Annotated in this window: 10 protein-coding genes; 4 read left to right on the top strand and 6 right to left on the bottom strand. The window is 36.4% G+C overall.

Annotation, left to right across the window (positions count from 1 at the left end):
• Positions 1 to 18: 18 nt before the first annotated feature.
• Both glyQ and recG read left to right on the top strand, forming a co-directional pair.
• Positions 19 to 903 (top strand): glycine--tRNA ligase subunit alpha, encoded by an 885-nt coding sequence (glyQ, locus tag SAUT_RS09155; protein WP_013327601.1) that lies wholly within the window; start codon positions 19 to 21, stop codon positions 901 to 903.
• 78 nt (positions 904 to 981) lie between these two features.
• The gene (gene recG, locus SAUT_RS09150; RefSeq protein ID WP_013327600.1) at positions 982 to 2,775 is read left to right on the top strand and encodes an ATP-dependent DNA helicase RecG; all 1,794 of its coding nucleotides are present in this window, start codon (positions 982 to 984) and stop codon (positions 2,773 to 2,775) included.
• A 5-nt stretch (positions 2,776 to 2,780) separates the two neighbouring features.
• Here recG and hpf read toward each other — a convergent pair whose 3' ends face one another.
• From hpf to SAUT_RS09125, 5 genes are all read right to left on the bottom strand, one after another.
• Complete coding sequence (hpf, locus tag SAUT_RS09145; protein ID WP_013327599.1) at positions 2,781 to 3,314, bottom strand: ribosome hibernation-promoting factor, HPF/YfiA family; 534 nt, start codon at positions 3,312 to 3,314, stop codon at positions 2,781 to 2,783.
• A gap of 68 nt (positions 3,315 to 3,382) precedes the next feature.
• Entirely contained in the window at positions 3,383 to 3,847 is a 465-nt protein-coding gene (locus SAUT_RS09140; RefSeq protein WP_013327598.1) for a hypothetical protein, read from the bottom strand.
• A complete protein-coding gene (locus SAUT_RS09135; protein WP_013327597.1) occupies positions 3,823 to 4,746 on the bottom strand; it encodes a type II secretion system protein in 924 nt (307 codons plus the stop codon). Before SAUT_RS09135 ends, SAUT_RS09140 begins: the two co-directional genes overlap by 25 nt.
• Positions 4,746 to 5,372, bottom strand: a complete 627-nt coding sequence (locus SAUT_RS09130) for a type II secretion system protein (protein ID WP_013327596.1) — start codon at positions 5,370 to 5,372, stop codon at positions 4,746 to 4,748. Before SAUT_RS09130 ends, SAUT_RS09135 begins: the two co-directional genes overlap by 1 nt.
• Entirely contained in the window at positions 5,366 to 9,523 is a 4,158-nt protein-coding gene (locus SAUT_RS09125; RefSeq protein WP_013327595.1) for a hypothetical protein, read from the bottom strand. The genes SAUT_RS09130 and SAUT_RS09125 overlap by 7 nt, the downstream gene beginning before the upstream one ends.
• 389 nt (positions 9,524 to 9,912) lie before the next feature.
• Here SAUT_RS09125 and SAUT_RS09120 point away from each other — a divergent pair, with 389 nt between their 5' ends.
• Both SAUT_RS09120 and lon read left to right on the top strand, forming a co-directional pair.
• Positions 9,913 to 10,653 (top strand): outer membrane protein assembly factor BamD, encoded by a 741-nt coding sequence (locus SAUT_RS09120; protein ID WP_013327594.1) that lies wholly within the window; start codon positions 9,913 to 9,915, stop codon positions 10,651 to 10,653.
• Between the two features lie 19 nt (positions 10,654 to 10,672).
• Complete coding sequence (gene lon / locus SAUT_RS09115) at positions 10,673 to 13,090, top strand: endopeptidase La (protein ID WP_013327593.1); 2,418 nt, start codon at positions 10,673 to 10,675, stop codon at positions 13,088 to 13,090.
• A gap of 18 nt (positions 13,091 to 13,108) precedes the next feature.
• Here lon and SAUT_RS09110 read toward each other — a convergent pair whose 3' ends face one another.
• Positions 13,109 to 13,486: a response regulator gene (locus tag SAUT_RS09110; RefSeq protein ID WP_013327592.1), complete on the bottom strand. Its 378-nt coding sequence runs from the start codon at positions 13,484 to 13,486 to the stop codon at positions 13,109 to 13,111.
• Between the last annotated feature and the right edge of the window lie 10 nt (positions 13,487 to 13,496).

The raw sequence follows: 13,496 nt of genomic DNA, 5'->3' as shown, positions 1-13,496 counted from the left end.
ATAAAATGAAGGCAAAAAATGATTACTTTTAGCGAAATGTTACTCAAATTACAAGAATTTTGGATGAAGCAGGGGTGTAATATTGTACAGCCTTATGATATTCCTGCCGGAGCAGGGACTTTTCACCCTGCTACATTTTTGCGCTCACTTGATTCTACACCTTGGGCGACAGCGTATGTTGCACCGTCTCGCCGTCCTACAGATGGAAGATATGGAGAAAATCCTAACAGACTTGGTTCTTACTACCAGTTTCAGGCACTTATAAAACCCTCACCGGATAATATTCAAGAACTATATTTACAATCATTAGAGTATTTAGGACTTGATTTAGCTAAACATGATATCCGCTTTATAGAAGATAACTGGGAATCTCCGACACTCGGTGCATGGGGTCTTGGATGGGAAGTATGGCTCAACGGTATGGAAGTGACTCAGTTTACTTATTTTCAACAAGTCGGTGGGATTGAATGTGACCCTGTCGCTGTTGAAATTACCTACGGAACAGAGCGTCTTGCGATGTATCTTCAAGGCGTTGACACTGTATTTGACATTGTGTGGAATGTTGACAAAGAGGGCAACAAAACACTCTATAAAGATGTACACAAAGAGAGTGAAATCGAGTTTTCAAAATACAATTTTGAAGTAGCAGATACAGAGATGCTTTTTGCTGACTTTAATGCAAAAAGTAAAGAGTGTCTCAGAACACTTGAAGCAGGGCTTCCTTTACCTGCTTATGATTTGTGTATGATGGCTTCAAATACTTTTAATGTTCTTGATGCAAGAAAAGCGATTTCACAGACTGAGAGACAAAATTATATTTTAAAAATACGCGAGCTCTCAAAAGGGTGTGCAGAGTTGTACAAAGAACAAGAAGAAGAGCGTAATAAAAGAGTAAATTCTTAGTTTTATTTCAATTTGTCATATTTTTTACAAGTTCTATGATTTTTTTATATAATAGAAACATTATAAAAAAGGAAAATTATGGACCTATCAAAGGATGCAGCAACAAAGTTTAATAAACTTGGTATAAACTCTTTGATTGAATTAAGTCTGCTTATTCCTCACTCTTATGAGGATTACAGGCTACATGATGTATTACTGCCTCAAAAAGCACAACTCATTGACGCAACAGTTGAGTCAATTTATAAAGCCCCAAACTCCATTCAAATAACTTTTTTTGCCCATAATTTAGGTTATAGTGTTCAAGGAGTGCTTTTTCGTCCTAAACCTTATATGCTGCATCAGTTTCAAGTGGGTGCGCGTGATTATTATTACGGTATTGTTGACTGTAAGCAGGGGCACTGCTCTATGAGTATGCCTAAAAAAATCACACAAGTCGGAAAAATTACACCAAAATATAAAACAGCCTTGCGCAGTGATGTTATGCAGCGCCTTGTCAAGAGTCTTGTAAAGCGTGAAAACTTATTACATGTAAAGCTGAAAGAGGATGTTGTTGCAGAGCTTTTGAAATTGCATTTTCCAAGTGATGAATTTTTGCAATTGAAAGAAATGAGTGAAAAAACGCTCTGGGCATTAAAGTATGCAGAACTTTTTTCTTATATGCAGATGTTAGCAGGCAAAAGACGTTATTTTAATGCACTTTCTTCAAAAGCCGGTGATTATAAAGCATGGAGCAAAAGTCTGCCTTTTACGCTAACAAACGAACAGATAAATGCTATAGAAGATATACGTCAGGATATGCAAAAAGATGTGGCAGCAAAACGTATGGTCGTAGGTGATGTCGGCAGTGGTAAAACGATGGTAATTTTGGCAGCAGCATATATGAATATGCCCAATCATTCTGTGTTAATGGCTCCGACAACTATTTTGGCAAATCAGCTTTTTGAGGAAGCGCAAAAGTATCTTCCTCAACTAAAAGTTCTACTTGTAACAAATAAAACAAAAAAAATAGATCTATGTGAATATGACTTTATCATAGGCACACATGCACTTTTGTATAGAAAATTGCCGCAGGCTTCACTCATTATGGTGGATGAACAGCATCGTTTTGGAACAGCGCAGCGAAATATGCTTGAAAAAATGGTAGCTGTACAGGAACTAAAACCGCACTTTATTCAGTTTTCTGCTACGCCTATTCCAAGAACACAGGCAATGATAGAGAGTGCGCACATAGATGTCAGCCTTATAACAACAACACCTTTTGCAAAAGATATAGATTCAAAAGTGATACATAAAAGTGACTTTAAAGATTTACTCTTACATGTAAAAGCAGAAATTGCTAAAAACAATCAGGTATTACTTGTTTATCCATTGGTAGAACAGAGTGAAGTTCTGGAATACCAGAGTATTGAAGAAGCAAGAAGCTACTGGGAGAAAAATTTTGAGAATGTGTATGTCACTCACGGAAAAGATAAAGAAAAAGAGCAGGTACTTCTTGATTTTAGAGAAAAGGGTGATATTTTGATAGCAACAACTGTTGTGGAAGTAGGTATATCTCTGCCGCGTTTGAGTACTGTTGTTATAGTAGGAGCAGAGCGCTTGGGGCTCTCAACACTTCATCAGCTCCGAGGGCGGGTAAGCCGCACCGGCTTAAAAGGTTACTGCTTTTTATATACAAACAAGAATGCGTCTGAACGCTTAGATGAATTTATTCATACGAAAAGTGGATTTGACATAGCAAATTTGGATTTAAAGTTTAGAAAAAGCGGAGATTTACTTAAAGGAATTTCACAAAGCGGGAGTCAGTTTCGATGGATTGATTTTACAGATGATGAAAATATAGTAAATGAGGTAAAAAAGGATTTGGGGTTTTGAGCTGTTTAATACAGCCCAAATTTACCATCGTTTCTTTTATAAAGAACACGTGTTTTATGCTCATTGTCCAAGAAAATTTCAAACATTTTACCGCTTGTTTTTAAGTCCGCTAAAACATCTTCAACTTCACGAGGCTTGTAAAGGTCTAACTCAACAGGGATGATTTCGTCTTCCATCTCTTCTGCAGCTACTTTAACATCAACTTCTTCGGCCTTTACTTCATTTAAACCGACTTTTTGATGGTCTGTTACTTTATCGTGTAAACGACGCAGTGATTTCTGTGCTCTGTTTGTAGCAAGATCAATCGCAGCATATGCATCTTCATCGTTTTGTTTGATAACTATAGTGTTTTTATGCGCCAAGTTGATAACAAACTCAACTATTGCATGCTCTTTGCCTTTTTTTGTCTGAGAAGATACAACAACATTTACTGCAATAATATCTAACTTAAATTTTTTTAATGTCTCAATAGAAGATGAGATATGCTCTTTAAGAGCATCAGTAAGTTCTAAATTTCTTCCTGTCATGCTAATATTCATGATTAAATCCTTTTTTGTTCTAATATAAAAAAATTATAACATTTAAAAGTTTAATAAAAAGTATGAATTTACAATTTTTGAAGAGTTCTTTTAAAATATCTTATAGGTTCACTGGCAACTGTTGTATCATTTACATCTACAGTTATGTCCATAAGCACAGAACCGTTTTGTTCAGGTGTTGTGACTGTGGTATATAAAGTGCCGCCGTTTGCAATACATGAGGTATTAGAATCATAAATATAACGCAGATTAATTGTTATATTGTAGAGGGTGCCTTGTGTGAAAGTCTCATCTAAATCTGTACAGGGAGGATTTTGAGAGATTCGTAGAAGCGCATACTCGGCTGCACCGTGTGCAAGCAGCGCGGACTGCTCATACAGATAAACATCTGTTGTGCGCTTTGTTGTTTGAGAAGTAAGGCTGATAGCTAAAGCCATAATAGTTGCAATGATAACAATGACGGCAATCGCCATAATCATAGCTATTCCTGAGCGGTGACGGTCTCTTTTTAAAATACTGTTTTTTCTTTGCATAAAGAGTACTCCTCTACTAAATCTGTCTTTGTGCATACCTGAATCTTCATAATAGAACCGATAGCCATAAAACGAAAAGTACTGACATTTTGCATAATTAAAGATTTATGTGCACTGTCATTATTGTCATCAAACTTTTCACCTAGCCATGGTCGGTAATTATGGTAAAGATATAAATCACCTTTGTTCGTTGCTGCATTGTAGTTTTCCATAGCAACAGCATACGCAGTCCATGCGAGCTTGTAATACTCATAAATGTCTACACCGCTAAAATTTGTACCGGTTGATGAGACAAACCTATCTGGCTGTCCTGCTACACTTTGCACAGGGTGCATAGCTCCTTGCTGTGCATTAATCATTGTTACATTCCCATCCCATCCATAGCCGGTTCGTGCATCACTGTTTGCACCTATAAAGAAGATGGCACTGTTATTCACTCCGGCAGTTCCATCTGAAAGTACTGTAATGAGGTTATTTATTTTGGTGGTATCTGTAGCAGGTGAGACTAATGCCGCGGCATTACCGGCATCAAGGTCGATTATGCCGCTCCAATCAGGCAGATGTGTTGCATTGGTATCTGAAATGCCGCGATATCCGTCAGTATCACTTCCTACCCACTCTAAAACAACATAGTTTTTTGAATTGTTGACATCGCCAATGGCATCAAAAGAGTTGTCCGCAAGCCTTGCAATAACAGAGTCTTTTATTCTGCCTTCGAGCCGTTTTGCTATAAATTCGACGGTTGCTTCACTACTTGATTGGAGTTCATGGTTTATTTTTGAAAATATAAAGCTGTTGTAGGCCTGTGCTAAAAATTCTACACCGAATTTTCCGATAATCCCCATGATGACTATGACAAATATTAACTCAATCATGGTAAAAGCAAAACGATTTTTCATTAATATGTCCTTTTATAGTAGTCAATACCGCCGATGTTTGCGACATATGTAAATAAGGAAGTAACCGTATCGTTATTTTCATCTTTCACCGTAATAGTTATTTTTTTCATATTAGGTCTTACTGCTGAATCAAATACTGGGTCATAGCTGACACTGAGTGCAGAAGTAAAGTTTTGTTTATAGCCCTCTTGACCGGGCGTTAAATTTAAAAATATATTTGTATATCCATGGGCTTTATCTTCTACTGCATCTACATTGGCACTTGTATTGGAATCTAATTCTGCTTGGGTTAAATCATTTAGACATTTTCTGTGCAGAGGCTGTAGAATATGACCTGTTTTAAGTCTATAGCGTTCATTGGAGTTGTTGTTCTCGCATGTGCCATCAAGGTTAATAACCTGACTTATAACAGAGCTTGCATTCACATCTATAGAAGCTTCATCCCATTGTGTTGTCATTACCTCGTTGAGTTTTGTTTCTGCTGCAAAAATGGCTTCTTGCAGAAGATTTGAATCAATTCCTTTAGATATTGCCTGATTCATCATAGGTAAAGAGATGACGGTAATAGCAATAACAACAATGGCAAAAATAAGCTCAATGAGCGTAAAGGCCGATTTTTTTACCACATGAGTCTCCTGTTAGTATTTTCAGATGCATTTTTGTTTGTTGTGGCATTTGTCTCATGCACACCTGCCCAGTCACCACCCGGTTTAATGAACTCTACTTGAAATTCATTTGTTATCGAATTGGCATTGTATTTATTATATATCAGCCAGCCTGAAGCATTGTTTTCCATTGTTGCTTTGTATGGATAACCGCTGTTCTCATTATAATGCAGCCCGATGTAATCAGGATGATTTGCATTTGCTTCTCTTGTAATAGTTACGTTTGCAGCATTTTTTTGTTTTGTAGTAGTTTGTGCTGCTGTTCCTGCCTCATTTGAGTGCTTTGTGTTCATAAACCATCGCGGATCATCCGTTGTATTGGAGTCTATGCCGTCTTGGAGTAAAGCTTTGTTACATGTAGCCCCGCTGCAAAAAACTTCATAGTACATAGAAATATTTCCGTCTGAGCCCGATATAGTCTGTCTCGGTGCATGTGTTCGCCCGTAATAATGTCTGATAGGAAGCGTTGCATTTAAATCTTTTGCACCTTTTGTTGTTTTGTTATTTATCAAATCAGCGTTCAAAGTACAGTCAGCTGCTGCATTTGTACAATTGACTTGGTATTTTATAAATGTCAGGGTTGTAGGGTTAATAGTAGTATCTTTTTCTCTGACATAGTTCATGTTTAAACGTGTCTGCATTGTACCGTTGAGGTTTTTAGGAAAATAGCCTTTTGTAGAAGTCTGTACAGTTTGAATCAAGATGTCATTTGTATGTGAAGTCGTATTGTCATCAGTTACGTTTATATCTAAAGCAGTTATAACTTTGTTACTTGAATTGATGTCATGGAATCTCACTCTGTAATCAACGTGGTTGCCGTTTGAGTCATTTAAGTCTCTGTCGCTGGTTGAAATATTAATATCTAAAGGTGTCGCATAACATTTGTCGACAAAGTTTGTAAGTGTGACATTATTTTCACCCAATGCACTAATACTTCCGTTTAAATGATATGACATATTTTCATCAAGTGACGTGTTGATGTCGGAGATGTATATATAAGGTGTAGTGTTTGGTACAGGAGTAAATAAAAGCCCGATTGTCGGGGTAATAGGATTCCCTCCATTCGTGGCATTTAAGTCAAATTTGTATGGGTGAAATGTGACATTGTAGTCATTATATTTTAAATTTGCTTCATTGTTTATATGATTAGAACTAATATTACAACCATTGAGTGTAGTTATGTCATTTGGATTCATAGCTGCATTAACATTTTGGGTAATGCTGGAATTACTATAGCAGTCTGCATTTGCAGTAAAATAAGGTACAGTGTGATGTGACATTGTTGCTGTGTCGCTATCTACCGTTGTCCATGAAGTGTCACGCAGCTTTAATCTGTATTCCCCTACCTGGTCCATAGATGTATTTGTGTCAACGACACCGTTTAAAAATCTTAAAGTAATATTTGTATCATTAGTGTCATTACAAAATAAGTTTGCATTAGCAGTTGTAATACTTCTCGGTTCAAATATATATGAAGCGACGCTGCTGTTGTCGATGTTGTACGTTTTTGTATAACCTGCAGATGCAACATTGTTTATATGGTTTGTGGCATTTAGTTCAATGTTGTATTGATATCCTGAAGAGAGATGAAGTACTTTAGGTATTGGTATTGCAAGTCCAGAAATAGTATCATCTATTCTTGTTTGAACTGTTGGGTTTGTTTGATTTTGGTCATCGAGTTTGATCATAAGTGCTTCTGGTCTAATTGAAAAATTATCTCTAGAACATACCAGTTTTGTGTTGTAACCATAAATACATTCCATACACGATTGAATTTGTTGGGGTGATATATAGGTGCCTGAATTGCCACATGCTTGTGCCGCAGTTGTTGCTATCCCAATGTTGCCACTTACCCCTAACGGGTACTTAACAGGATGAGAACAAGCACCAACGACCTGCACAATTTCAGGATAATTTTCTATTTTTTTATACCCATTAGCATCAGCATCACTAAGTTGTACAAGTGAGCCGTTAGCATCATTGCTGATAGGGTAAGAGATTCTAAATGCAGCATTTTGTCGGGCATTAGCATAAAATTCTGCTGCTGAAGTGATTGTATTATTATAGCCAATTGCCGCATTGATTGCATCTTTATCAAATAAAGTAGAAGATGTATTTGTATCAAATTCTACCCATATTCTTTCACTGATAGAACTGCTCAACTCACTACAAGAAGCATTAGTATCGTGAAAAGCAGAGGCATCAATCATCTCAACCGCAACTGTCGTTGAGACACCTTTTAAGTCATCTAAATTATCAGGATCCATTGAAAGAACTTTAAAATTGCCCTCTCGTTTGGTAACTTGAGTTGGTAAATTATAGTATCTTTTACTGCCACCAATGTCATAATCATAGTAATCATTGTGAACAATATTAAAAATACCTTTAGCAGGTCTGTATTCAAAGTTTGATGTGGAACACATTTTTAGGTTTGAACCAACAGTCAAAGTGTAAGGAATTGTTGTGCCATCGGTTGTTAAATCATAAGTTACCTGCATTTTTATTGGCATGTCTATAGTTGGCTTAAGAGGGTCTATACTATAATAAAGATAAAAATACTCATTAGCTTTAACGTTTCCAACTGATATATTTTTGATATAGTCACCATTTGCATCTGAACCAACGGTGAAGCTTGAGTCAGGGATGGGTTCTGGTGTCAGATTTCCTATTTTTGCTAGTTTGGTTGAATCATTTATATAGCTTGCAAAACTTGTGTTGATATCGGACACACTAGCATACATATTTGTAATATCGATGTCAGATTCAACTAGATTTCTGATATACATAGTGACTTCGATTGGTTCGTGTATTTGTATATCTGTACCATAAATTTTTGGGTTTTGAGTACCATTATTATCTTCTGTAAAATATTTATCTTGTTGCTTATAAGCATAATCATAACAAAATTCAGGTTCATATAAGTCCGTAGAGAATGCTATTAAACCAGGAAAAAACTGATCTCCGCTGTTGTTTATAAAGCGAGCAGTTAAGCGCAGGCTTGTTGTTGTTTGTTTTGTATCCATTGCACTTGAGACATCAAATGAGTCACTGTCTAATCCGGGATAGTATGTAATGTTGCTATCGATAGGCACACCCAAATTTGAAACAGTACCATTGAATGCATCATCAACAGGATTGGCTGTATTTGATAAATCAATATAACCAGTTGTTTTTTTATCTTGAATTTCAAGAGAATCATAATGTAAGGATTTTTCACCACCACTTCCATAAAAGAGAAGTCTTGCTGAGATAGGTGTGGATGCAGGAGTTAAGAAACCAGATAAATCTAAATTAATTGATTTTGTTCTTGACGCAGTTGTAGTTGGTAAAGGTACAAGAGCATCAAAACCATGGAAAATTGTAATATTTTTAGCCTTTGGTCTAGGAGACAGTATAGCTATATTTGGGTGTCGGTAAACTACTACTAAATTCCAGTTTCCATAAAAACCCATTCTAATTCCATTATATTCGGAGTCTGTTGTCCAAAAATATTGATAATTGTCAAATCCTACTGATGCCTTAATGTTACCAACTGTATAGTTGTTGGTTTGGCTTTTTGTATAGGAGGTTTGTAAAATAGTTGTTACATCCTTATAGCCTTGATAAAAAGAACGATAACCACCATCATAACCGGTTCCATCACCCCAAAAATCATGATACCATACTTTATCTGCCGTTAAAGTGTGTAATGTTCCAGATGAATCTTGCATAGTAACAACATTTCGTCCTACAATACCAGTGCTGTAGTCGCCAGCATCAGTTCCAGCAATATGTCCTTGCCAAAATAATCCAGCGTATACGATGTCAGTACCATTAATATCACTTGGTAAAGATAAAGTTTCTGTAGAAGAATTTAAAGGGATTGCGGTAGTTGCTACACTATTAAGATATTTTGTAGTTGCATCATATAAATTGCCATTGTAGTCATTATTACAACTTCCATCTGTATTTTTGATGCATTCAATAGATGAAGCAATTGAAGTATAGTCTCCATAAATATTTGTACCTTGCCCTCCATACGCAATGGAGAATGGGTTCTCAATCACAGTACTATGATCTTTGGAAAAGACTAATACTGGAATTATGAGTAACATAAAGATAGTTTTTTTCATTACAGACCCCTTTTGAAGCAAAAAAAGTGCACCCAAAAAGTGGGCTCAACACTAAATATTTACTTGACATTGCTTCATTGTACCACTATACTAGAAAAAGAAATCTTAAATGAATGGACTAAGTTAACTATAAACTTTTTTTAACATACTCTACATATTTGGTAATATCATCTAGCTTATCGAGTGTTTTATGACAAATTTCTTTCTAGTCTCCCCTTTGCATAAGAGCCAAAAAGATAAGTAAATTGAAATTCGTCAATTTCTGATAATAGTTTTTGTAGTTTTTCTATAAGCATAGCCTGATTAGAGCATAAAAATTAATTTGCTTTAATGCCTATTATATATCTTTTGGATAAAATAACACTAGATTTACATGTAGGAATAAATTTATGAAAAAACAGATATATATTTTACTGATGGCACTTACATTTAGTTTACTTTTCAGTGCCTGTACAAAAGAAGTAGACGAGTACAATAAGCCCGCAGTTTACTGGTATGGGAAGATTGTAGAGTCTATTTCGGCGGGTAGTATTGACAAGGCAGATGATTATTACTCTTCACTGCAGGGTGAGCATATAGGTTCACCTCTTTTACCCGAAGCGACTATGATTCTCGCAATTGCACATATGCATAATGAGGAGTATCTTTTAACAGAACATTTTTTAAATGAATATGTCAGACGATATGCAAATGCAAATGAAAGAGAGTTTGCAGAATTTTTAAAAATAAAAGCCAAGTATAAAGCACTTCCGAACCCTAGACGTGATCAGGTGCTTATACAAGAGGCAATTAAAGATGCAAAAACATTCAAACAAAATTATCCGCACTCTATGTACTACTCTTTGGTAGATACAATGCTGACAAATTTATATCTGGCGGACGCATCTTTAAATGAGGCAATAGCAGATTTATATGTCAGACTGGACAAGCCAAAAGCTGCAGCGTATTATAGAGCCATCAGACCGGAACCGTGGATAAAATGGAATGAAATAGAACGTGCAAACACACCATGGTATAGAGAAATATTTGAGGGTGACGGTACATCAAGCTGGTATGCCTTTATGGTTCCAGACACAGACAGTGTTGTCTCTCGAAACACAGTCAAATTTGATGAGAATAAAACAAAATAATACATAAGGATACTATTTTATGAAACTAAGCAATTATGGAGAATTTCCTGCTGATATTCCAGTGATAGCAGAAGATGAACTTTTTTTATACCCGTTTATGATTTCACCGCTGTTTTTAAGTGATGAAGTAAACATTAAAGCGGCAACAAAAGCAATAGAAGACAACTCTTTGGTTATAATCTGCCCGACAAAACCTGCACATGAAGGTGAAAGAGATTATGATGCACTTTATGATGCAGGTGTGGTCGGCTCTATTATGAGAAAAGTTTCACTTCCTGACGGACGTGTAAAAGTACTTTTTCAAGGACTCGCACGTGCAAAATCTTTATATAAAGTCTCTGATGACCCAACCATTGCACATGTGGATGTTATACAAGCAACAGAAGTTAACTCCTTAAAAATTGATGCGATACTCGAAGTTGTACGTGAAAAGGTAAGAGCTTTGGCTGCTGTGAGTAACTACTTTCCGCCTGACCTACTGCGAACTATAGAAGAAAACCATGATCATAACCGTATAATCGATCTGATATGTTCAACTATAAAGCTTAAAAAAGAGCAGGCATATAAACTTTTTATAGAAACCGATACCGAAAAAAGATTTTTAGATTTAATTGATTTGTTGATTGATGAAATCGAAGCAAATAAACTTCAACGTGAAATCCGTTCCAAAGTGCATACACATATAGAAAAAGTAAATAAAGAGTACTTTTTAAAAGAGCAGTTAAAGCAGATTCAAAAAGAATTGGGTACAGATACATCCCGTGAAGAAGAGATAGAAGAATACAGAAAGAAACTGGAAGCCAAAAAAAAGAAAATGGGTGAAGATGCTTATAAAGAGATAAGTAAACAGCTTGAGAGATTCTCTCGTATGCATCCTGACTCTTCTGATGCTTCTATGACACAGACATATCTTGACTGGGCTTTGGACCTTCCTTTTGGTGCGTTGTCTAAAAAACCTCTGCGTATAGAAACTGTTGAAGAACAACTCAACAAAGACCACTTTTCACTGAAAAAACCAAAAGAGAGAATTGTTGAGTACTTTGCAGTTAAAGAACTGCTTGAGCTTCGCGGTGTTTCGGCTAAAAAAAGTGCCGGAGCCATTTTATGTTTTTCAGGCCCTCCGGGTGTGGGTAAAACTTCTCTTGCAAATTCAATAGCCACAGCGCTTAAGCGCCCTTTAATACGTATAGCTCTTGGCGGGCTTGAAGATGTTAATGAGCTTCGCGGACATCGTCGTACATATGTAGGGGCTATGCCTGGACGTATTACACAAGGGTTGATTGATGCCAAAAAGATGAACCCGGTAATAGTTCTTGATGAGATTGATAAGGTGACGCGTTCTCAAAGAGGTGATCCAACTGCTGCACTTTTGGAGATTTTAGACCCTGAACAAAACAGTGAATTTCGTGATTATTATTTGAATTTTGATTTGGATTTGGGTAATGTTATTTTCATAGCAACGGCAAATGATGTTGGACGTATTCCTGCTCCTTTGCGTGATAGAATGGAGTTTATTACATTAAGCTCATATACACCGCAGGAAAAATTTGAAATAGCACGCCGTTATTTATTACCGCAGGAGCTGAAAAAGCACGGATTGAAAAAGTCTGAACTTACTATTTCAAAATCGGCATTAAAAGAGTTGATTCACAGTTATACGCGTGAAGCGGGTGTAAGAAACTTGCGTCGTCGTATAGCTGAAATGGCAAGAAAAGCAGCCATGGAAATTCTTAAACACAGTGATATCAGTAAAGTTTCTGTGACACTTAAAAACATTAAAAGCTTTTTTGATAAAAGCGTATTTGAAATTGAAAAAACAGACAAGGTTCCTGTTGTCGGGGTAGTAAATGGGCTTGCGTGGACTGCTGTGGGCGGAGATGTTTTAAAAATTGAAAGTATCCGCATTAAAGGCAAGGGGAACTTACAGCTTACCGGAAGTCTTGGCGATGTGATGAAAGAGTCGGCACGTATTGCCATGAGCGTTGTTAAAACACTTGTAGACAAGCGGAAACTAAAAATTTCGCAAGACAACATCCCTCTTACATTTAAAGAAAAAGAAGAGATTATAGAAGTAGATCCGAGTGAAATTTACAAGCGTTATGACTTACATGTACACGTGCCAGACGGTGCAACACCAAAAGACGGACCAAGTGCCGGTATAGCGATGGTAACGGTAATATCTTCTATACTTGGCTCTTATAAGGTTCGCTCAGATATTGCTATGACGGGAGAAGTTTCACTCACTGGAGATGTGTTACCAATAGGTGGACTCAAAGAGAAGCTCATAGCTGCATATAAAGCAGACATGACAAAAGCTTTAATACCTGCAAAAAATTATGAAAGAGATTTGGATGATATTCCAAAAGAGGTAAAAGAAGCTCTTGAAATTGTTCCAGTTAAAAGAGTGGAAGAAGTGTTAAAACAAGTTCTTGTGTAGAACCTGTTTTTTACCTTTTTAAACGATGACCGTTTTTATTTTTGCAATCAGGTCGTCGTTACGTATAGGTTTCATTAAAAATCCGTTTGCTCCACATTCGAGTGCTTCAGCCTTCTTAGTTTCATCTGTTGTAAGGACTATAATAGGTAATTGACGTAAATTATCATCTGCGCGTACCACTTTAAGCATATCTATTCCACCCATAATCGGCATAATTATATCTAGTAGTATCAGATCAATATCATTACGGCTTTTAAGAACACCTATGGCATCCGAACCGTTCTTTGCTTCTACAACTTCTTTTACATTTCCATTCTTCATGAGCATAGATTTTAATAGCTTTAAGTTTATGAGGTCATCATCAACGGCTAATACAACTAAATCAGTTCTTTTCATATATATCTCC

This window comes from Sulfurimonas autotrophica DSM 16294 (genome assembly GCF_000147355.1).
GTDB lineage: Bacteria > Campylobacterota > Campylobacteria > Campylobacterales > Sulfurimonadaceae > Sulfurimonas > Sulfurimonas autotrophica.
This window is presented reverse-complemented; position numbering and strand designations above follow the sequence as displayed.